12 protein-coding genes are annotated in these 24,231 nt (G+C 33.3%); 11 read left to right on the top strand and 1 reads right to left on the bottom strand.

Annotation, left to right across the window (positions count from 1 at the left end):
* The first annotated feature begins 93 nt into the window (after window positions 1-93).
* The 11 genes from NTX22_09360 (at window position 94) to NTX22_09310 (ending at window position 22,102) form a co-directional block, all read left to right on the top strand.
* The gene (locus NTX22_09360; protein ID MCX6150718.1) at window positions 94-6,966 is read left to right on the top strand and encodes a radical SAM protein; all 6,873 of its coding nucleotides are present in this window, start codon (window positions 94-96) and stop codon (window positions 6,964-6,966) included.
* Window positions 6,950-12,142, top strand: a complete 5,193-nt coding sequence (locus tag NTX22_09355; GenBank protein MCX6150717.1) for a glycosyltransferase — start codon at window positions 6,950-6,952, stop codon at window positions 12,140-12,142. The genes NTX22_09360 and NTX22_09355 overlap by 17 nt, the downstream gene beginning before the upstream one ends.
* Window positions 12,143-12,254: 112 nt before the next feature.
* Entirely contained in the window at window positions 12,255-13,805 is a 1,551-nt protein-coding gene (locus NTX22_09350; protein MCX6150716.1) for a glycosyltransferase family 2 protein, read from the top strand.
* Between the two features lie 194 nt (window positions 13,806-13,999).
* A complete protein-coding gene (locus NTX22_09345; protein ID MCX6150715.1) occupies window positions 14,000-14,830 on the top strand; it encodes a flagellin in 831 nt (276 codons plus the stop codon).
* Between the two features lie 581 nt (window positions 14,831-15,411).
* Window positions 15,412-16,242: a flagellin gene (locus NTX22_09340; GenBank protein MCX6150714.1), complete on the top strand. Its 831-nt coding sequence runs from the start codon at window positions 15,412-15,414 to the stop codon at window positions 16,240-16,242.
* A gap of 78 nt (window positions 16,243-16,320) precedes the next feature.
* The gene (locus NTX22_09335) at window positions 16,321-16,665 is read left to right on the top strand and encodes a flagellar protein FliS (GenBank protein ID MCX6150713.1); all 345 of its coding nucleotides are present in this window, start codon (window positions 16,321-16,323) and stop codon (window positions 16,663-16,665) included.
* A 1-nt stretch (window position 16,666) separates the two neighbouring features.
* Window positions 16,667-18,457, top strand: coding sequence for a flagellar filament capping protein FliD (gene fliD / locus NTX22_09330; protein ID MCX6150712.1), 1,791 nt, complete (start codon window positions 16,667-16,669; stop codon window positions 18,455-18,457).
* A 9-nt stretch (window positions 18,458-18,466) separates the two neighbouring features.
* The gene (locus tag NTX22_09325; protein MCX6150711.1) at window positions 18,467-18,799 is read left to right on the top strand and encodes a hypothetical protein; all 333 of its coding nucleotides are present in this window, start codon (window positions 18,467-18,469) and stop codon (window positions 18,797-18,799) included.
* Window positions 18,800-18,803: 4 nt separating this feature from the next.
* The gene (locus tag NTX22_09320; protein MCX6150710.1) at window positions 18,804-19,079 is read left to right on the top strand and encodes a hypothetical protein; all 276 of its coding nucleotides are present in this window, start codon (window positions 18,804-18,806) and stop codon (window positions 19,077-19,079) included.
* Window positions 19,080-19,351: 272 nt separating this feature from the next.
* Window positions 19,352-20,092, top strand: coding sequence for a prolyl oligopeptidase family serine peptidase (locus tag NTX22_09315; GenBank protein ID MCX6150709.1), 741 nt, complete (start codon window positions 19,352-19,354; stop codon window positions 20,090-20,092).
* 123 nt (window positions 20,093-20,215) lie between these two features.
* Entirely contained in the window at window positions 20,216-22,102 is a 1,887-nt protein-coding gene (locus NTX22_09310; protein MCX6150708.1) for a hypothetical protein, read from the top strand.
* 458 nt (window positions 22,103-22,560) lie between these two features.
* Here the strand turns inward: NTX22_09310 and NTX22_09305 are convergent, their stop codons facing one another.
* Window positions 22,561-23,838, bottom strand: a complete 1,278-nt coding sequence (locus NTX22_09305; GenBank protein MCX6150707.1) for a hypothetical protein — start codon at window positions 23,836-23,838, stop codon at window positions 22,561-22,563.
* Window positions 23,839-24,231 lie beyond the last annotated feature (393 nt).

Below are 24,231 nucleotides of genomic sequence, written 5' to 3'. Positions count from 1 at the left end.
ATAATTATTATTTACTCACCCTTTTTCTGGTGGTATGATATTAGAACACTTACCATCTTAAAACCCGATTTTATAAAAACAAAAAACTTTTGTATGAACGTAAAATTGCATTTGATTTCTTCAATTCAAGATATAACAGGGGACAATGTGCAATGTGGGTTAAATAAGTTAAAGGAAATTCAAAAACAGTATCCGGGTAACATTCAAATAATGTATGGAATTGTTTTCGCGTTAATCCGTATTGGGAAAATTGAATTGGCGCAAAAAGAGATTGACGATTACCTTAAAGTTTATCCTAACGCTTCTATTATAAAGTTAACTAATTCCAGTAATCTTAAAAACATTCTAAAATTACTGGAAGAAGAAATGATTTCTTTAATTAAATCATTTAGCTTCAACAAACCACGGATAATCAATTTTCAGGCAAATAACATTTGTAACAGCAAATGTTTAATGTGCAATATATGGCAGCAGAAAAGGGATTATGAAATTAGTATAGATGGGCTGCGTAAAACATTTTTAAATCCATTTTTTTCAGAAGTTGAACATGTTGGAATTACTGGTGGTGAACCCACACTCCGAAATGATTTATTTGATTTGTACAGGATTCTACCGGAAACGCTCAAAAAACTTAAAGGAGCTTCTTTTATAACTAATGGTTTTTTATCTGATAAAGCAATTGAAGTATATAGCAAAGTCAATAATTATTATTTTAAAATGGGCTTTGATTTTGGAGGAATGGTTTCTTTAGATGGAATAGAAAACGTTCATAATAAAATCCGTGGTAAGGAGAAGGCATTTGAAAAAGCTACCAAAACTTTATTTGGCTTAAGAAAACAGAATGTTCAGGTAATAGCAAGTTGTACAATTATTAAAGAAAATGTTTATCATCTTCACGAGCTGTTGGACTGGGGTAAATCTAATAATATCTATGTTAGATTCAGAGTAGCCGAATTTATAAATAGACTTTACAATAAAAATCTAAAAGAGCAAATTAGAAATTTTAATGACCATGAAATAAAGCACCTGGTTTCTTTTTTCCATCTTTTAATTAGCGAATATGAACCTGAAGAGCAAATAAGATTTACATATAATTCTATTTTATCAATTCTTTCTGGCGGACAAAGAATAATTCAGTGCCCGTATCAATTTTCAAATGCAATAAATTTGGATAGCGAAGGTAACTTTGCTTATTGTGCACCTAAAGGCAAAGCACATAAATCAGATAACGATATTGGTAAAAAAGCAGAAGCGAATTTAGAAGAGAGACTGCAAATAAGGTTAGAGCATTGTAATAACTGTGTTCATGATTATCACTCTGAATACACACCATCAGTTAATTTCCTTAATAGCAGTAAAAATTTTTACGATAATTTAATGCTTTACAACAAACTTCAACCGGCTATTGATGAGGCGTTGCCCACCATTGAATTTGACTTAAAATCTGTAAAAAAAATATTATTGGTTGGATGGTATGGTACAGAAACCGCAGGGGATATTGCAATTCTAAAAGGAATAATTCAGGAATATTTAAAAGTAAACCCCCATTTGGAATTTGTCCTGTTCAGTTTATTTCCATCTTATTCTAAAATGAATTTTTCCAATTTGGATGAAACGATTGGTAAATCCTTTAAGATTTTGGATTACCACGGTCAATCCGCACACTTTGCAACAATTGAATGCGATGCAATTGTAATGGCTGGTGGTCCACTAATGGATATTCCTCAAACAGGAATGATTGCAGACTTATTCAGATTATTTTATGAACAACATAAACCCAGAATTGTAGAAGGCTGCGGAATTGGACCGCTAAATGTAGAAGAGTATAGAAATAATGTTGTTCAAATTGTTAAGACGGCAAGTAAAGTAAGCGTGCGAGATTCAGCTTCAAAAGCATTGCTAAGGAACTTGGGAATTAAAAAAGAAATAATAGTTAGAACCGATCCATCAATCACTTTTATTAAAAGTTTAAAGATAGAATACCAAAAACAGGGAAATATAATCCGTTGTTTTTTTAGAGAACTTACACATGAATATCCACAGAATATTTCTCCAGATTTAGCTTTTCATAATATTATTTGTTTTATAAATAAACTGCTTTCGTGGTACCCGGAACATAAGATTGAATTGTGGGCGATGCATTATTTTCCCATTGGAAAGGATGATAGAGAATTTGCAAAGAGAATAGTAAATGTTACTAATGATGAAAGAGTTACATATATCATTCAACCCCAAAGTCCTGAAGAAATTCTAATCGCGATGGCTTCTGCAGATTTCTGCATTGCGATGAGATTCCATTCAGTGGTTTTTGCTTCTACAGTTGGCTGTAACTTTGTGGCAATAGATTATACAGCAGGAGGCAAAATAAAAGGCTTTCTTGAAGATACAAATCAGACCGCTAAGATTATTGCTTTAAATGAACTTTCTTTTGTAAATAAAACAGTATTTGAAAGAATGCTGGAGAATAAAAAACTTCCGGATATTTTAGAAAACCAGACTGATGGGGATTTTAAGAAACTCAATATAGTCCATTTATCATCATTGGATAATGGTGGAGCTGGTAAAGCTGCATATAGATTAAACAAAGGACTTCAAGCACGTGGTTTTAATTCCACATTATTAGTTTTAAATAAATCCTTAATTGATGAAAGCATAAAAACTATTGATGTACCCAAAACTTTTGCTTTACAAGAAGCTTGGTCTACACAATGGGATATCTGTCAGGCTGAAGTAAAAAAATATTCTGATAGACCAAAAGGTTTGGAGATTTTTACTGATATAAATTCCGGAATTAAACTACACGATAATTATGATATTCAAAATGCAGATTTAATAAATCTCCATTGGACATCTGGGTTATTGGATTCTGTTTATATGCGACTGGCATTTTATAACAAACCAATTGTCTGGACACTGCACGATATGAATGCTTTTACCGGCGGTTGCCATTATTCGGGTGACTGTGATAAATATAAAACCGGCTGTGGTGCTTGCCCCCAATTGGGTTCTAATAATGAAAATGATTTGTCTCGCCAGATTTGGCTTAAAAAATTTAAAGCCTACAGGAATTTAAATCTTACTATTGTTACCCCGAGTAACTGGCTTGCTGATTGTGCTTCTCAAAGTCCATTATTTATAAAATTTCCTATAGCGGTAATTCCCAATGGCTTTCCATTAGATGTTTATATTCCACATCCTACGGTTGAATATGAAAAAACACTTGAATTCCTTTCACCTAAAAAGCTAATCCTTTTTGGTGCCGATTACGAAACGAATAGAAAAGGATTTAATTATTTAATTGATGCTTTAGAAATTTTTAGTAAGCAGTTTAAAGATATTAACATTATTCTTGGTGTGTTCGGGTACTATTCAAATAATTTTAAAATTCCAGAAAAATGCTCGTTAATTAATTTTGGCAAAATAACAGATGAAAATAAATTAGCCGGTATTTATAACCTTGCCGATGTTTTCGTTCTTCCTTCCATAGAAGACAACCTGCCTAACGTTATTATAGAAGCATTAGCATGTGGTTTACCTGTGGTTGGTTTTAATATAGGAGGAGTGAAGGATGAAATTGAACATAAAAAAAATGGATACTTAGCACAAGCTAAAAATGTTGAAGATTTAGCAGAAGGAATTAGATGGGTTTTATTTGAAGGTAATCAGAATGAATTAAAAATAAATAGTAGAGCAAAAGCAGAAAAAGAATACTCAATGGAGAAACAAGCACTCCGCTACAATGAACTTTACCAGAATATAATTCGTGATTTTACCAATAATGCCATTCCAGAAAAAGCAATAGTAAATAACCTTTTTACAATGGCGGAAGAGTTAATACAGGAAGGAAAGAACCTAGAAGCAAAAGAAGTTTTGAATTTTATTCTTAAGAAAGAACCTGATAATATAAATATCCTAAATGATCTTGTAGTTGCTTCCATTTTACTAAACGATCTATTGGAAGCTGAAAAATTATTACATCAAATATTAGTACTCGATCCGGAAAATGAAGTTGCAATTGGTAATAAGAAATATTTAGAAGTACAGCATATCAATTCAAGAATTGATGATCCTAATGTTCAACAACAAAATGGAAACGTTGATTCCAACGACCAATTAAAAAACCAACTTACTAAACAAATTATTCACAAAGCTGAAAAGGACATTCAGGCAGAAAATTTGCAAAGTGCAAGGCAAGTTTTAAGTTCACTTCTTGTTAGAGATCCTGATAATGTGGATGCTCTTAATGATCTGGCGGTTGTTGAAATCTTAGAGGGAAATTATACACGAGCCGTTGAAATTCTTAAACAAATTTTAATTCAGGAAGAAAATAATGAAGCAGCAATAGAAAACATTGTGTATCTGATAAGTAATAAACTCTCTTTCGATTTTATTGGTTATAAAGGTTTTTACAATGATGAAGGTAAGTTCCGCTGGATTGATAAAGAAGCTGAAATGATAATACCGGCATATCTTATAAAATATCCACTAGAGGTAAATTTCAATTTAAATTGTATTAAAGGGAATGCTTATCCAAATTTTCCGTTTGAAGCACAAGTTTTATTAAATGATAAATTGATAAATAAATTAATCTTTGATAGTGATAACAAGATTCAGTGTATAAAAATATCCCTTCCTCAAAGCAATTCTGATTACATAATTAAGATTATTAGCAGCGGGCATTTTATGCCATCTTTAGTTGGTCAAGAAGATACAAGAAGACTGGCGGTAATGTTTTCTTCGCTTTCAATAGGATATAACAATTCAGACTTAAATTTAAATAAAGATGATCTTACCGAAAACTCATTTGATAAGATTAACAAAAAAGGTAAAATGCTTTTAATAGGAATGCCCTGGTGGAGTGTTGAACAGCCGTACTATGCTTTGGCTTATGTAGGTGGTGTTGTTAAGAAAGCTGGGTGGGAATGTCTGATAGAGGATTTGAATGTTAAAATATATCGTGAAGCTAAGGAAGAGGATAATAGAAATTGGGAATCTGGCGCTATCTGGAAAAATGAAAAAGCTGTTACAGAACTCTATGAAAAATACAGGGAATATATTGAAGGATATTTATTCAATTTAGTTGTTGATAATAACCTGGATTTAATTGGTTTTACAATTAATCCGTGGACGAATTTCTTTGTTCTTAAAGCAGCAGAGTTTATAAAATCAATAAAACCAGAAATACCTATTCTGTTTGGTGGACTTGATTGCTTCCCTGCCTATACTAACGTAAAGTTTTTTCAAAATAATAACGCAATTCCAGATATTATTTGTCAGGGAGAATGCGAAGTTGCATTGCCAAAGTTTCTTCTGGAGTTTGAGGTAACAAGAGATTTCAGAACTAAAATAAAAGGCTTTGCTTATCGTTCTGAAAAAGAAATAATAAATAATGGGGAGCCGGAATTACCAGATTTATTCAACTCGGATATCATTGCTGACTATTCACAATTCGATTTTAGCCTTTATACCGGATTAGGTGGATTCCCATCATTCTTAACAAGAGGTTGTATTAACAGATGTAATTTTTGTAGTGAAAGCCCTAACTTCAAAAAATTTAGGTTTCGAAATCCAGCGGTAGTAATTAAGGAAATTAGAGAAGGAATTAAATATGCTTCCCGGGTTAACAACGTATATCATATTATGTTTGCTGAATCCATTCATAATGGACGCTCAAAGATCTTTGAGGAGTTTGTAGATTTATTATTGAACCTAAAAAAAGAGCATTCAATTATCTGGACTTCTATTATGGCTTTAAGAGAAGAATTAACAGAGGAATTGATTGAAAAAATGTACAAGGCAGGATGCTGGCGGATTTTTTGGGGATTTGAAAGTGGAAGTCAGCGTGTTGTGGATTTGATGAAAAAAAATTTCAAGCTGGAGAACGCAAAAAGAATAATACAAACCTGTCATAAAAATGGTATACAAAATCTTTTGCCGTTAATAATTGGTTTTCCCGGGGAAACTACAGAAGATTTTATCTCTTCCATCGATTTTGTTTTAAAATATAGAGTGTATGGTACATTCCTGGATCCTGATAATATGTATGTATTTCCAAATAGTAAACTTTACACAAACTATAAAGATTTTGATTTAGCCAATAACCATATGACAGAATGGTACACAGAAGATAATAAGAATAATCCTTCAACAAGATTATTCAGAACATTTATTATGCGCAGCCTTCTTCATAACACTCGATACTGGAATTTAGATAGTATCAAGCATCTGGATTTTAACGATTTTTCTTTAGCTTCCGAAATAGCAGCAATATTGTTTGGAATAGCTAAAAATCAAAATATGGAAGAACTTGCAAAAGAATTTTTAGAAAATTGGAAAGCGCAAGAACAGTCGCAGTTTTCAATTGAGGAGGTAAATAGTTGGTATCCTAATAATATTTCCAACAAAATAGACTTACAGAATTGGTTCAGAGCAGATAAAAATAGCTTATATCAAAGACAGCGGATTATTTCTTTCATAATGGATTTAATATTTCGTAAAGAATTAAAACAGGTTGTTCAACTTTCTGGATTGGATGGGATTGCAAAATTAAACAGAACTACACGATATGAAATAGAAATGATTAACAACAATCCGATTGTTAACCAAAACGGAAACGTGAAGCAGATAAATATATTCGGGGAAGAATTATTTTTTGAAGGATGGGCATTAGATGATCTGAATGATGATTTGGCTGGAGGTATATTGATAAAGATTAACGACATGCTTTTTCCAACTAATTATGGGTTTAGAAAACAGTTAGTACTAAATAAACTTGGGGATCGTTTTACTAATTCCGGTTTTGCGCGAAGAATTTTTACTTCAGAAATTGGGAAAGGTAAGCATCAAATTTCTTTAATTGTATTAACCAAAGATCGTAAAGGATACTTTGAAGCAAATAATGTAATTGAAATACTAATTAACGAACAAATAAAGAGTAAGAAGATTGGAAGTGAAATATTTTCCTAAAATTACGGTTATAACTCCATCTTATAATCAAGGACAGTTTTTAGAAGAAACAATCCGTAGTGTAGTTGAACAGAATTATCCTAATCTGGAGTACATGGTTTTTGATGGAGGTTCGACGGATAGTTCTGTGGAGATTATTAAAAAGTATGAAAAAAATATTTCTTTTTGGGTAAGTGAAAGGGATAAGGGACAAACTGACGCCATCAACAAAGGTTTTAATAAAGCTACAGGCGAAATTGTAACATGGTTAAACTCAGATGATTTTTACTATCCAAATGCTCTTCATTTAATAGCTGAAATGTATAATAAATATCCGGAAGCAGGATTATATGTTGGCAATGGAGCTATTGCCGATAAAAACGGAAAAAGGATTAGAAAATATTCAAACGATCTTTTATTTGATTTCGATATTCTCTTAAAAGGATCAAATTATATTTTGCAGCCATCAACTTTTATAAATAGTAAAGCAATTAAAGATCTTGGTTTTTTAGATGAAACACTTTTTTACGCAATGGATCTTGAATATTGGCTTCGCGTTGCACAAAAGTATGAAGTTGTTACAGTTAACGAAGAACTATCAGCTTATAGATGGTATGATGAAATTAAAACCAAAAACGGCGGCATTAAACGATGGGTAGAGCTGTGGAATATAATGCGTAGATATTCTAAAGCTCATATAACTCCAGGATTACTTGTAGAATTTTTTAATGTTTTGCAAGAACAGGATGTAATAAATGATCTTGGATTTAACATTGAGGATTACGCAAAAGAAAATTGGCAAAAATTCTATTTAGTAATGCAAAAATATTTAAATACGAATGATTGTATCCCGATTCATTCTAAGGGAAAAGTATTTGTAAAAGAAAAACCTGAGACTAAAAAAGTAATTCCCGTCCAAAAGGAAAAGACAAATCATTTAAATATAATTCGTTCTAGAGGAAGCAACCTTAAGGTGGACATTGTATTACCGGAAGGACACAGTTGGTTTGTTAGAGAAGGATATGCAGAAGCTCTAAAGAAATTTAATGTTTATGGAAAATCATTTTATGTAAGTGATAAGAAGGATAACAAAGAGTTATATAATTATCTCAAAAATCCAAATGCTGATATAATGTTTCTGATGAATACAGAATGGCACGCACAGTACTTGCACAAAACTTATGACTGGCAAAAAAGATGGAATGAAAATAAATTAATTAAAGTGCTTTTTTCATTCGAGTGCATGAATAATCCGACCATAAAAGGAAACAATATTTGGTGGAGTGACAATATAACAGCCATCAATAATGCAATGAAAACAGTTCAGGCTGTTGTTTATGCACATGAAATTGATGAAGAATTATTTGGTAATTATGGAGTTCCGGTTTTATGGCAGCCATTCGCAATTGATGAAAATCTTTTCCCTGAACCTAAACGATATTTATCAAGAAAACAAAAAGCATTCTTTAAGGGTAAAACAACTCCGTTTTATTATGAAAAAACATATTCGAAAAGAAGAGTAATAGCTCAACAATTAAAACAAAGCAACTCATTTGAGATATATGAAGATTATAATTGGCAATCCAACCGGCAATTTATTGAAGAGATGAATGAATATCAGATTACACTTGGTTTGCCTTCGCTGTCACCCACAATGGTTGTTCGTCCATTTGAAGCAATGGGTAGCGGTTGTGTTTGTTTCCAGAATAAAGTTCTGGGAGGCAAAACAAATCTTCTTTTTGAAGATGGTAAAAATTTATTATTGTATGATGAAAACAACATTCCTGAACTTATTGAAAAAGTGAAATATGTAATTGATAATCCTGAATATGGTAGACAAATTGCCGAAGCTGGTTATAAAGAAGTAATGGAAAAACATACCATAAACAATCGTGTATCAGGGTTCCTAAAGTGGCTTGAAGGAAACAGCTTAAATATCCAGCCAGCTCTTCAAAAAGAAAAAAACAAAGAGTATAATTTTTCTAATAAAAATAAAATTGCTATAGATGGTGTAATATTTCAACTTCAAAAAGGCAGACCATACGGTATTAGCAGAGTTTGGATTTCTTTATTGAATGAAATTTCGAAAACGGAATTGGTAAAAGATATTATCTTATTGGACCGTGGTGGAACCGCACCAAAGTTTACTGGAATAAAAAGCATTGCAATTAAAGAATACGACCATATCAAATTTGAAAGCGATTCACTTTATTTGCAGGAAGTATGTGATGATAATGAAGTGAGTCTTTTTATTTCAACTTATTATACGTATCCGGAAAATACTCACAACGCCTTGTTGCTTCATGATATGATTCCTGAAATATTGGGCTTGGATTTAACCAAATCCGAATGGCGGGCAAAGCTAAAAGCATTGGCTAAGGCAAACGCATATTTTGGTGTATCTCAAAATACAATTGATGATTTTAGAAAATTATATCCGGAATATTGTGATAAGAAAAGTTACCTGGTAAGCAATGCCGTTGCCGGCGATTTTCATCCCCGGAAAAAAAGTGAATTAGAAAATTTTAAATCGAAGTTTAATATTAAGAAACCATATTTTATTTTAGTTGGTAACAGACTTGAATACAAGAATGCAATTCTCTTCTTTAAAGCATTTGCTAAACTGGAAAACAAAAATGAATTTGAAATTTTCTGTACTGGTGGAAAACCGGAGCTGGAATCAATCTTTAAATCCTACCTAGAGGGAACAAAATATCAAATACAATTTCTTCGGGATGAGGAATTATCGGTTGCTTACAGCGGGGCTGTAGCCCTGGTTTATCCATCTAAATACGAAGGATTTGGGCTGCCGATATTGGAAGCTATGAAATCCGGTTGCCCGGTAATTACATGTAAAAATTCTTCAATTCCAGAAGTTGCAGGAAAAGCGGCTGTTTTTGTTGATGAAGATAATGTTAATGAGATGCAACATGCGCTTATTGAAATACAAAAGTTGGAAATAAGGAATGATTTAATTGAGAAAGGATTTGTGCAATCAACAAAATTTTCCTGGGAACACAGTGCAAAAGCTTTAAAATATGCGATTGAAAAAATAATGGATGATGTAAGTGGGAAAAAGTTGAACACCTCTGATCCATTTGACACTTACGAAAGAGTTATATATTCGCTAAAGAGCAATGCCGAGTTTAAAAAATTCGATTCGGATGTAAGTAATCTTAAAAAATTATTTGGAATGAGCAATAGAATAAAAAACTCAGAATTTATTTCGGCAGAAAAAATCCTTGGTAAAACAAACAATAATATTCTTGTAATTTTAGAACAACTCGCAAAGCTTGATTCAACAGATGGATTTATAGATTATTTAATCGGTTCCATTTATCATTATAAAAATGAAAAAGCAAACGCACTAAACTCATTTCTATCCGCCTTGAAAAAAAACTTCAAACATTGGCGGGTTTATTATCTGGCAGCTTGTTCTGCATTCGATATTAACAAGTTTGATGAAGCAAAGCTTCTGGTGAGAAAGGCAATTGAACAAAACCAGTATTTTGCAGATGCAAAAATTTTACTTGAAAAAATTAAAAAGAAAAATAAACGCGAAGAATTTGAAGTAAGTGCAATTGTTTCAACATACAATTCTGAAAAGTTTATTGAAGGGTGCCTGAAAGATTTGGTGGAACAAACCTTGTATAAAAAAGGAGAATTAGAAATAATAGTTATTAATTCGGGCTCTAAGCAGAATGAAGAAGTTATCATTCGTAAGTATCAGTCGAAGTATAAAAACATAAATTATTTAAAAACCGAGAACAGAGAATCTATTTATGCAGCCTGGAATAGAGGAATTAAAGCAGCCAAAGGCAAATACATAACAAACGCTAATACAGATGATAGAAATAGAAATGATGCTTTGGAAATAAAAGCATCAACATTGGATGACAACCACCAAATTGGGGTTGTATATGCAGATGATTACAAAACTACAGATCCTAATTCTACATTTTCTTCGCTCTCTAAAAATGAAACATGTGTGTGGGCAAATTATGATAGCGATCTTCTTTTGTTTGGATGCTATATAGGACCACACCCTATGTGGAGAAAAGCCCTTCATGAAAAGTTCGGCTATTTCGATGAGAATCTTCAAGTGACTGGTGATTATGAGTTTTGGTTAAGAATAAGTAATAAAACGGACTTTCAACATTTAAATGAATTTTTAGGAGTGTATTACTATTCTGAAAATAGCGCAGAACATCGGGATAAAAAGAAAACGAATTTGGAAAAAATTACTCTTCAAAAAAAATATTTATGCAAATTCATCCTTAATAAAACTGATTTAGAAAATGTGAAAGAGAAAATATTAAATTTAAAATCGATGGAAAGCTATAAACAGTATTCTAACTCAGCCTTGAAAATGCTTGTGCGAAGAGAACAGGGATTATTAGTTGAAGAACAAATTAGGGTGTTTGTAAATAATAATGCCATCAAAATAACTGAAAAAAGTTTTATTAAGTTGATTGAATTGATTGATAACGCAAAATCCGAGAATGTATTTATTGATCAGGTAACATATCTTCCAATCATTCTTTTATTGCAAGCAACTTTTTATATGAGTAACAGAGAATATGAAAAGGCAAAAACCGCATTTGATGAAATACTTTTACTTGAACCACAAAATGAATTTGCGATAAAATACTCGAAGAAAATAGAAAAGTTAAATTCAACAATTAAAGAATTGAGTAATTATACGAATGATGTATCCCCGGTAATCAAAGCCACATTTTTTGAAGCACTAGGTTTGTATTATACGGACAATTATTTTGATTCATTAAATATGTTTAACAAAATTGAGGATGAATTAGTTGAATCAAAGTTAAACCAGTTATCCATCCAATATGAACTTTACAAAGCAAAGGCATTTTGCTTATTAAATATTGGGGATTTGGAAACTGCAAAACAATATTTTGAAAGTGCTTTGGAAATGAATCCTGTCTCTTCAGAAGTTTGCCATGGATTGGGGGAGGTTTTTTTACAGGCAGGTATTTATGAAACTTCCAAAACTATGTTCGAGTGGGCGGTTAAAAATGATTTGCAAAACAGCACAGCCATCGATGGGTTAATAAAAGTAAACGAAATATTGGGATTAGATAGAGATCATAATTCATTATTTAAATCAATGGATGTTGCTGATACAAATTTTGAGATAGTTGATAACAGAACTGAATCAGAAATAAATTTATAAATTATGATGATGTGACTGAAGTGTATTTTTGCATTTCTAAGAAATTTTATCAGGCACATTCAATTTTAGAATAATACTTTCGCTTACCTGATATTGCAAGTGAGTTAAATGGATGAATGGAAATTATAACAGAGGAAAGGATTATGCAGTTGTGTTAAGTCTTTGCATGATTATAAAAAACGAAGAAAAGTATTTGAGAGATTGTCTGGAATCTGTTAAAGATGTAGCAGAAGAAATTATAATTGTAGATACTGGTTCGTCAGACAAGTCTCTTGAAATTGCTGAATCATTCGACTCAAATATTTTTCATTTTACATGGATAAATAATTTTTCTGCCGCAAGAAATTTTGCAATTAGTAAATGCACCGGAGATTGGATTTTATATCTTGATGCAGATGAAAGATTATCAGCAAAATCAATTTCTGAATTAAAAGTGTTGGTTAGCAGAAATGAAAACATTGGAATAAAATGTATTGTAAAAAATATTGATGCAGAATTCAATCGCACTAATACGATGAAATATACCCGGTTGTTCAGAAATCAACCCGAAGTAAAATTTGCCGGACGAGTGCATGAACAAATTGATTCATCGTTGCTTCAATTAAAATATAAAATTGTTGATTCATCGATAGAAATAATTCATCTTGGTTATAATATTTCTTCAGATGCAAAAAAGGGGAAAGCCAAACGCAATCTTCAATTGCTTTTAGAAGATTACGAAACCAGCAATTCAGCATACTGTGCATACCAGCTTGCACAAACTTATAATGTCCTTGATGACAATGAAAATGCCATAAAATTTTCGTTTGAGGCTTTAGAAAAAAATGAATTGAACATCCAGCAGCGGGCAATCTCTTGTGGTCTAATTTCTAATATTTACTTAAAAGAACATAAAGTAGAAGCAGCACATAAGTTTGTTATTGAAGGTTTGAAGTTTGACGGCAAACAACCCTACTTAAATTTGCTTGCATCAAAAATATATTTGCGTTTGCAAAATTTATCAAAAGCCGAATACTATTGCGCGATGGCGTTGGAGCAGAATAACAGGTTGTTTACCGGAAATAATTATTCTTCAATTGATATAATTCTAAGTGAAGATGAAATAATATATTTTGGAATTATCTTAGCCATACAATCGGAAAATAAAAAAAATCTGGATTTTTATTTAACCGCTTTAGAAAAATATTTGCGAATTCAACCGGGAAATAATTTTGATAAAAAAATTGGTTTGATAAAGAAGTTATGTTCAAAAATTCGTTTAAGTGAAAACGAGGAAATGGAACTTGTTGGTTTAATTAATAGAAAAAATTTGGATTACTTTCTTGAATTTTTACGGATATATAATTTCTCCGAATCAAAATTAAGAATACTGGAGAAACTGGCTTATAGTTTTTCAAAGGAGCCAGGCTTTGTGAGTTTATATGGAGTAACTCTGGCTGATAATAATTTGGTTGAAAAAGCAATTACAGTTTTAGAGTCTCTTGTTGATTCTAATGAAAGTGAACCATCTACACTTTTTCACTTAATTTCTCTTTATGTAAAATCAAATCAGGTAAACAAAATATCCGGTTATATAAATTTTCTTGAAACTAATTATAGTAATATTCCAGAAATAAAAGCCAGGCTACCATTGCTTAAACAGAAACTCACAGCATTATTTTGATTAAGTGACCAAATGAATTTGGTAAATCTTTTCATCGTTTAATAACACAAAAAATAATTATTAAAATAAATTGCATTATATATATAAAAAAAATAATTACTTCCGATAATAGAATTGAGAATCGAATTATCTATTAAAGATACAATCAGGCAAGGAAGCCTGAAATTTTACAACAAAATACAAGGAGGTATATTATGGGATTCTCGATTAACACCAATTCGGGCGCTTTAGACGCCTATAATGCATTAGCAAAAACTAATGCCGCTACCGCTCAAGCCCAACTTCGTTTAGCTACTTTAAAGAAGATCAACTCTGTTGCTGATGATACTTCTGGTTTCAACGTTGGTAAAAAACTTGAAGCTCAGAACTTGAAAATGAAAGCACAGCTCGGTAATATTTCTTCTGCAAAAAATTATTTATCAACCGCAGAAATGGCTTTGCAACAGATAAATGATAAGTTAAATCAGATCCAGGCTAAACAAACCGATTCTGATGATCCGTTAAAAAATGCAGCAAGCATAGCATCTGATATTAGAACTCTTGCCGGTGAAATTGATTCTATTCTAAAGAATACAAACATCAACGGCACACAGTTGTTAGCTAGCACAGACGGATCAACTGCATTAACAAGCGCAGCATTTGACGTAGGTGGAGCTTCATTTAGTGTGGATTTTGGAAGCAGCAGCTACCTTGGTACAGCAGCATTGGCAACAGCTATTGGCACATCCAACCTGACCTCAGTAACAGATGCAACGGTTCTTGGTTATGATACTTCAACGGTTGCAGATAGTGTACGAAATGCGTTAGGCAGAATTGGTAACTTGCAACAGTCTCTTGGTTCAAGAGAAGAATTCTTAACAGCATCCATCACAAATAATGCATCAACACTCTCAAACATATTTGATTCTGATGTTGTTCTGGAGCAAATGAATGCCAGCAAAGGGCAAATTGCTCAACAGATTGGAACAGCAATGTTTGCTCAAATGAATGCTTCTCCACAAAACCTTTTGTCCCTCTTTAGATAAGAGGAAATCTGAATACGTGGTACCCCCGGAGGGTTAGCTCCGGGGGTATTTTGAAAATATATTTTTATTGTAATTGATGACAAAGAATCTGAACACGAAGAAAAATATTGGCAACGAATGATCAAGTTTTTTAATTGGTTAAATCTTCATTTCGATATTGCATACACGGGAAGGATTGATTAAATCCTCTACAAAATTTTCATCTTATAAACTGCGCAAAATAGGATTATACTATTACACTAATTTTAATTTGAACCACCGCTACCTTCATTTTGGTAAAACGCAATTCTCGCTATCTGTTTAAAAAAATATTAGGTTGCTGTGTGGGAAGAAAATATAAAGTAAAATCTTACCTCATTTCAAACTTATAGTAGTAACAATTATCTTCGCAAAAAAATCATCGGGCAAAACTAAAGAGAAATCATTTTTACAAAATATTTTTCTAAACTTTGTTGCGAACAAACCTAAAAAAAAAAAAAATCCTATCGATAATGAAATTGAGAACCATTTAAATAAACTAACAAACAAATACAGGCATGGATGCCTGGCAATTATCTAACATAAATACAAGGAGGTACAAAATGGGTTTCTCTATTAACACGAATTCAGGCGCACTTGATGCTTATAATGCATTATCTAAAACTAATGCGGCAACTGCGCAAGCACAGCTTCGTTTAGCTACTTTAAAGAAGATCAACTCTGTTGCTGATGATACTTCTGGTTTCAACGTTGGTAAAAAACTTGAGGCTCAGAACTTGAAAATGAAAGCACAGCTTGGTAATATTTCTTCTGCAAAGAATTATTTGTCAACAGCAGAAATGGCTTTACAACAGATAAATGACAAATTAAATCAAATTCAAGCTAAACAAACTGATGCAGATGATCCATTAAAGAACTCAGCTAGCATAGCTTCTGATATCAGAACTCTTGCCGGTGAAATTGATTCTATTCTAAAGAATACAAACATCAATGGCACCCAGTTGTTAGCCAGTACCGACGGATCTACAGCATTATCAAATGCTTCTTTTGATGTCGGTGGAGCTTCGTTTAGTGTGGATTTTGCGGACACAAGTATTTTAAGTTCTAGTACAATGGCAACTCTAATTGGTACCGGCAGTCTTCAGTCAACTACTGATTCAGATGTTATAAATGCTGATACTACAACAGTTGTAAATAATGTACGAAACGCGCTAGGCAGAATTGGTAACCTGCAGCAGTCTCTTGGTTCAAGAGAAGAATTCTTAACAGCATCAATTACAAACAATGCATCAACACTTTCCAACATATTTGATGCAGATGTTGTTCTAGAGCAAATGAATGCCAGCAGAGGGCAAATTGCTCAACAGATTGGAACAGCAATGTTTGCTCAAATGAATGCTTCTCCACAAAATCTTCTTTCACTTTTTAGATAAGAGACAGTTTGAAAAACGTGGTACCCCCGGTGTTTTTCCGGGGGTATTTTTAATTACTAAATTGAAAATGGAAAAGACATGAATTATTCTTATTATCCCAATACTCAAAACAATAGATTGAACCAGTACTTAGTAAAAGAAATTCTTGAGGCATCGCCACAACAAATAATTATAAAGATTTATGATTTTGCAATTGCCAGTTGTTCCAGGCACGACTTGATTAAAACTAACAATGCTATTCAGGAATTAATAAATGCTCTTAGATTTGACGACCAAAATTCCAGAGAAATTGCTGTTGGCTTGTTCCGTTTATATTATTACTGCCAGGAAGAAATGAGGAACGGTAACCATGATTCTGTAAAACAAGTGCTTACCGATTTAAGAGACGCCTGGGTTAACGCGATTAAAAACTACAAGGCTTAAAATGGCAAGTAATTTTTTAACATCCTCTGTTATTGATACGCTTGTAAATAATTACCAGGCAATGGAGGTGAATAGAAGAATTGATCCTTTGAGTACCCGAAAGACAAAGTATCAAAACCTATCTACAGCCTACTCGACTTTAAACACAAAGCTTAGCGATCTAAAAACTATTTTAAGTGAATTAAAGAACACAGACAGCAGTTCGGTTTTTGCCAACAAATCAGCTTCTTCATCAAATGCAAATTTTATTTCTGTTACTGCATCCGGCACTACAGCAGCAAGCTCTTATTCGCTTCGTGTAAATCAAATGGCTAAGAATGATCTTGTTATTGGAAGTAAAATGAATTCAACAGACTATTCATCAATTATAACGACTGAGGGGTCGCGCTCTTTTGCGATAAAAACTGGTGATGGCAGCGGAGGTGAATTTACTTCTAATGTTGATGTTGATTTTATTTCCTCGGATTTTGATACCAATGGGATTACTAACGAAGACGTGATGGCGAAAATACAGAATGCAATTAATCTTGATAAAGCGGTAATAACCTCCAATGCAAAATCTGGAGCAGGTGTTTACAGTGGTGGTGCAAGCTCATTCAAAATAAATTTAAATGGTACAGAAACTACAATTTCTATTGCAAGCGCAACCGATTATAATGATTTAGTAAACCAGCTAATTACAAGTATAAACACAAATATTTCCGGTATAACTGCAGAAAAGGTTGTGGATTCTCCAAGCGCCGGAGATGTAAAATTAAAACTTACAGTAAAAGATCAATCTAAGTATATTTCCATTTCTACAGTAAGTGGATTTGATTTGGTTTCTGATCTTAACATTAGCGCAACAAAAGAAAAAGCAGCATCTGGCATTGTTACAGCTTCTGTGTTTACTCCGGTTACTTCCAAAACGCAATTATCATTAACCGCTAAGGAATCCGGCAATGATTTTCGAATTACAAATCTTTCTGAAACCGGTGGAACTAATTTAGCTCTAAGCTCCATTGGTCTTAATCTTGGTGGAACGAGAACAACATTTGTTCAAAATACCGGTGGAGATGATACACCAGGATTTATTTATGGTACTTCTGTTCTTAATGCTATGGTTGAATTTAATGGTCTTAACATTGAAAGAAATTCTAATAGCATAACTGATTTAGTATCCGGTGCAACAGTAAACTTAAAATCTGTTATGCAGCCAACTGATACAACTGTTGCTGTTTCGTTTGCTGTTGATACTGCAAGTATCAAATCAAAAATAGAAAGTTTTATAAATAAATTTAATGATATTTATACTTACATTAAAACTAACAGCAGTGCCAAAACAAATGGAGATAGAGGTTTGTTGCTGGGCGATTCAAATGCATCTTCAATTTTATCTACATTAAACAATTTAGCTGTAACTTCAGTTGGCGGAATTAGTGCAAGCGAAATAAACAATCTTTCCAAGTTAGGTATTACTTTTAATTCAACTTCTGGCTTAACAATAAGTGACAGCACTCAACTTGAAAATGCGGTTCGTGATAATACTAATCAGGTTGCAACCCTTTTTACCTCTTCAAATGGCATTGCCGCCGCACTTTATGATAGAGTTAATTTATATGTTGGAACAAACGGATATTTAACACGCGCTAAATCATCGGTTGATAAATCGGCTGTTTATCTAAATGATTCAATTACTGCTTCCCAAAAAAGAATTGATAAAAGCGTGGAATCGTTAAGAAATCAATACCAACAAATGCAGATGCAAGTGCAATTAATTGTGAATATGCAAACGATGATGTTTGGAGGATAAATTTAGCATATGATTGATTTATCAACTAAAGTGGCTTCGTTAAAAATGGATTGGAATTCAGTTATTGAAAAACTTTTGGGCATAACTGATGAAAATTTTAACGATAATTTTAGAGAGATAAAAACAATTGCCCTTCACTTGAAAAACTCCGAAAATGAGATAAAAAGCCAGGCAACTGCAGAGGAGATGAAAAAAATAGACTTAGAATTAGAAGATGTGACTAAAAAAACTAAAAATACTTTCGATAATATCATTAAGGATAAGGAAGAAGAAATAAACAGGGTAAGCATTGAACTAAGCAATCTTACAAATCAAAAAAAATTAGCACTATACAAAAGGTGAAAAATTGAAAGTTCATGGTCCAAATAATTATATTAATTTAGTACCCGATCCCCAAAAATTTTCTGATGCAGAAACTAAGAAAGTAAATTCGAATTCTGTTTCGGCTAAACAAGTTGATAAATTAGAAATTTCTGAACAAGCGAAAATTTTAAATGAGGGGAAGGTTGCTTCTAAGAATTTAGAAGAGATTAAATTAAAAATAGCAAAGGGGTTCTATAATTCTGATGAGGTACTTAGCAAAGTTGCTGATGCAGTGCTAAAAGAGATTAAGGGAAGCTAATCCTCAAATCCCCAAAATAATAAATTCAATTTTATAGAGGCGCACTTTTATGCGTCTCTCAATTCTTTTAAATCAAATAAAAATCCTTCACCAAAAAAGTTACAATAATTGTTATCATACTTTATGGAAGAAGTCTTTTCAAGTTATATTGTTTACCTCTTGACAAAAGTAACCAGAAATGCCGCAAGAGTTTTTTCAAACAGCTAATAGATATTTTCCTTTTTAATTGATAAGTTTTGTATAAAATTTCCTCAATTAAAGGAGTACATCTGATGCAGAAGAAACTTTTAATTCTCTCGATTCTGATTTCTGGAATGATCTTAACCGGTTGTTCACCTACTCAAATTATCCAAACAAAACCGGGTCAACAGCCGCAGTATTTTACAAAGGAATATCGGAAAACAGTTACTACCGGATACCTGCTTTATCTTCCGGAAGATTATGGAAAAGAAAAAACTAAATATCCGCTGGTGTTATTCTTACATGGTTCTGGTGAAAGAGGAACGGATATTAATTTAGTAAAAAAGCATGGTCCTCCAATGTTAGTTGATCAAGGGAAAAATTTTCCATTTATAATTGTTTCTCCTCAATGTCCAGATGATGAAAGATGGTCTACAGATGTTCTTGATGCATTATTGAATAACATAGAGGCTAATTATGAAGTTGATCTTTCCAGAGTTTACGTTACAGGTTTAAGTATGGGCGGATACGGCACATGGGATTTAGCTATTACATACCCTGATAGATTTGCCGCAATTATTCCAATTTGTGGTGGTGGAAATGCGGACGCAGTTTGCAAATTAAAAAATATTCCGGCTTGGGTTTTTCATGGTCAAAAAGATAATGTAGTTCCTGTTAAAGAAGCGGAAACTATGGTGAATGCTCTTAAAGCCTGTGGCGGTAATGTTAAATTTACTGTTTATCCGGAAGCAGGACATAACTCCTGGACAGAGACATATAATAATCCTGAATTGTATGAATGGATGCAGCAGCAATCATTGGGCTCTAAATAATTTCTACCAGGGATTTAGTTCAATTGAATTTTTTGTTTAAGGTAAGAGCTAATTGAAAAAAAGTAAGATGAAATATTTTTAAGTTTAGGATCTCAAAATTAAAATTAAAGGAACGAGGAACTAATGAAAAATAATTTTTCCAAATATATTATTGCGGCATTTTTTTTAATTATGGTTTCAAACCTAATGGCGCAACAGGATATTCAATTATCCACACGTCCCTGGAAAGGAAACGCCATCCTTGGTAATGGAAATATCTGTCTTGTCTATTCCGATGATGCGAGGATGACTAAAATTACTAAAGGCAAAGGAATTCAACATTTCTATTTAAATGATTATACAACAGACTACATTGCTTCAACTACATTTGATGTTTTTGATGAAAGAGGAAACACAGTTAAAATTGTTGAAGATTCCGTTGGATTGGAAAATTTCTTTACAACAATAACCCGTACTTTATTTAGCAATGGATCCTACAAGGATGTAAAATGTTTTGTCCATCCTGAAAATGCTGTTGTTCTTTCATTGGATCTGAAGAATTCTAAAATTCCAACTACAACAAGCTGCCAAATCCATCTTAGAAAAAATATTATTACAGATCGGAAAACGATTCTTTCATCATTTAAGAAAGAGGATAATGTAGCAATTGCACAATGGACAAATGGGACGTACATTATTTTTGCACCAAAAGTGATCGGCAAAGAAATTTCTATTAACGATTCAATTATTACAATTTCCTGCCGTAATAAAGAAGAGATTTTAATTTTAGCTGGAACCTCGCTAAATGAATTAAAAGCAAATTTGAAAATCTTAAGATTGGAAAAAAGTTTGTCTGCTGCTTCTTCCAAATTCTGGAATAGTTGGATGAATAGTGGAAAGCTGCCTAAGATTAAGAATAACAAAGATGGTGTAAAATATTTAGATTATTATAAACGAACTCTTTATTCAGTTAAAGCTGCTAATTTAAATGGAATGGTACCGGCTGATATTACCGGACAATTTCTTACTAATGGCATGCCCCAGCTTTATCCCCGCGATGCAATGATGTCAGCCAGAGCATTTTTATTAACAGGTCATTATGATGAAGCAAAACAAATTATTTCGTTTTGGGCAAAACCAGAAATACCAAAGAAAAGCGCCGGGGAATATTTTGCCAGATATGATGCTTACTCAAAAGCAGTAGATGCCGGCTCCGGTGCACGCTACGATGAACCCGAGTGGGATGCTAACGGTTATTTTATATGGCTTGTTAATGAGTTCTACAAACAAAAACTTGAATGGCTTGCGGACAAATCTTTGATTTTTGAATTAGCAGATTTTCTGGTTAGTAAAATTGATGAGAACGGATTGCTTTATGAAGGAGGGATTGTTGAATGGACTGGCTACCTGCCAACAACAAATATGATTTGCGCTGCCGCTTTGAAAACGGCATCTAAATTTGCGGAAAGATTTGGCGATCCTAAACGCACAGAAAAATATGAAGATGCGTTCGAAAAAATTTCTTCTTCGCTTGATTTTACTTTTGATAAGAAAAGGCAGACCTACACAGCTGTTCGATTTACCGGAATTAAAACCGAAGACAACAGAAGTATTGCAGATAAAAAAGGTGAGAAGATAAATCTTTGGGATACAACCATTCCGTTTGGAGTACTTTGGGGATTTCCGGAAAATGATGAAGTGAAAAAGTCAGTTGAGTTTTATTTGAAGAATACAACAGTTCTGGGCGGTGGCTTGCAATACTTCGAAGCAAAAGATAATGCGTGGTTATCCGGTTATGGCGGAGATGCATTTTTCTTTCCAACTGCTGCACTATCACAATATTTTTCTATTACCGGCAATCCAACTGCTGCAATAAAACATATTGATTGGATGATAAATAACTCCAACAGCTATGGCTTGATGCCGGAAAGAATTTATTTAAATGAATCAGATTGCAGTCCGGCTTCCCCGCTTTCATGGTGCAACGGAGAATTTGCGCTTGCTGTTTTAATGTGGAGTGAAAAGCAGTAGTGAAATGTCAAACGTCAAACCTTGCCTACCAAGTCCGTTGTACAACTACCCGGCTTGGCTGTCACGGACCAAGAGTCTGTCCGAGAACTAGTATTGCAAGAATAAAAATCCAATAAGAGGGGGTTATAAATTATTTAAATGCAATATTGTGAAAATTAATTTAACAAATCTAAGTTCTCGGACAGGCTCATGGACCGTGACTGCCAAGTGGAAGAACGTTTCAGAGTTGTGCAACAGACACGGCAAGCGGGCGTGAGATGGTAAATATTCAATTAGTTTTTAAATCTTGTGTAAAATGGAAAAAGAATTTAGTAATGAATATTCTTAAAACTGCAGAATCGTTGCTTCCCGTTTTGTCGATTAACCAATTCTTACATGCTTGTTTCCAGTTCGTCCGGGATATGAGTTACTAATTACGGTAACGGAATGCCGTGGGATAACGCAAATCGCTAAAAAGCTTAATCCTTAATACACCGAACACTAAAACCGTAAACCTTGTTAAAGATGCTCAAAGTAATATCATTATAATCGTAGAACAATACTAAGCTGAATGCGTGCGTGGAATCGAAATCAGTTGAACACCAATAGGAAGCGTAGTATCCTAAATAACCGAAATAACCATTGTTGTATCTTGAACCCGCAAGCAACCCGGAAAAACCACTTGTGTTTGTGCCAACTCCTATTCCGGTTCCTTCCCCTGCTGCTTTTAATTTATTTCCATCATCACCTACTGCGGTTGCCAATGTTTGGAACTCTGCTAATGTGGGTATATGCCAACTATCAGGACAAATACCTTTTGTACCTGGTGTTGTGTCATATGCCATCGCTTCACTCCATTGATATAGACCGCCATACATCGCACAATTGCTTGGATCATTTTCAGGGCAGTATTTTTCTATTGTTCCATTGTTACTTGCGTTTTGGTATCCAAGAATCTTTGTTCCCACATCAAGGTTTTCTTTTAGCCAACATTGTTCGTTTATTTGAATTGTATGATACGTTTTTTCAGCGTAGGCTACAGTCGGTATACCAGGACAAGGTTCACCAGTTTTTCCACCAGCTTGTACGGTGAAAGACCAAACCTCAGCCCATGCAGAAGTTCCGAAATTGTTGGCGGCATTCACCCGCCAGAAATATTTAGTGTTATTTGATAGTCCGGTTACTTGTTGATTCGTTCCGGTTAGTTCGCTCTGATTATAATTAAAACTAATAAAACTACTGCTTGATGATACCTGTACAGTGTAACTTATTGCTCCACTGCTTGCAGCCCAATTAAGTGTTGGAGTAAGGAAAACATTTATTGCACTATCAGCGGGTGATATAAGTAGCGGAGCAGATAGAGGAAGTTCAATTGTTCCTTGTTTTTTTAGGATAAGCGGGTAACCATCACCCTCCCAATTTTGTATTGTTAAATTTGTATCATTAATGGTATAGTCAACAACCATCCATCCCTGGTGGGATTCACCATCAGGTTTAAATGTAAGCTGTGTTTCTGTTGTAGTATAGTTTCCTTTTTCAGTTATGGCTCCAGCTTGATTCACCCAACTTTTAGAATAACGGTCCTCTGTAAAAATGAACGTATAACTGTCAACAGCATGCGGGGCAGGTTTATTGTTGCCAATCCAGGTCCCCATAAATTTTAAATTAGTATCTTGATTACTAACAGGAGTTTCGTCTTTTTTACACGAAGGTAGAAATAGTAAAGAGATAAAAAAAAGGAACAATAACTTTTTCATTTTCCCACTTTTGTATATTCAACTAATTTGTTAAAAAGGTTGTTTCCCCAATTTCAAATACTTTACGCACCCAACACTAAAACCAAACCCATTGATGCAGCCACTTAAGAAAATAATTTATCCAATTTACAAATTGTCCTATAAACCGGATTGTGCCTGCCCTCCATATATAGGCGTCAACTTAACGATTATGTTTTTCAATCAAAATTGGTACAATTGTTTTGATTTCAGAATAAATAAAGTTTTTATATGTCATCCCTGCTTGCAGCACATAGGCGTCAACCTAAGGAAATTTTGTACTTGAATAGCTCCGGCATTTATGCCGGAGTATCGGAATCCTCAAAAAATCCTGGACTTTAGTCCAACCTACTTGCAGTAGGCAAGTACAATCCT

Source organism: Ignavibacteriales bacterium (assembly GCA_026390815.1).
Taxonomy (GTDB): domain Bacteria; phylum Bacteroidota; class Ignavibacteria; order Ignavibacteriales; family SURF-24; genus JAPLFH01.
This window is presented reverse-complemented; position numbering and strand designations above follow the sequence as displayed.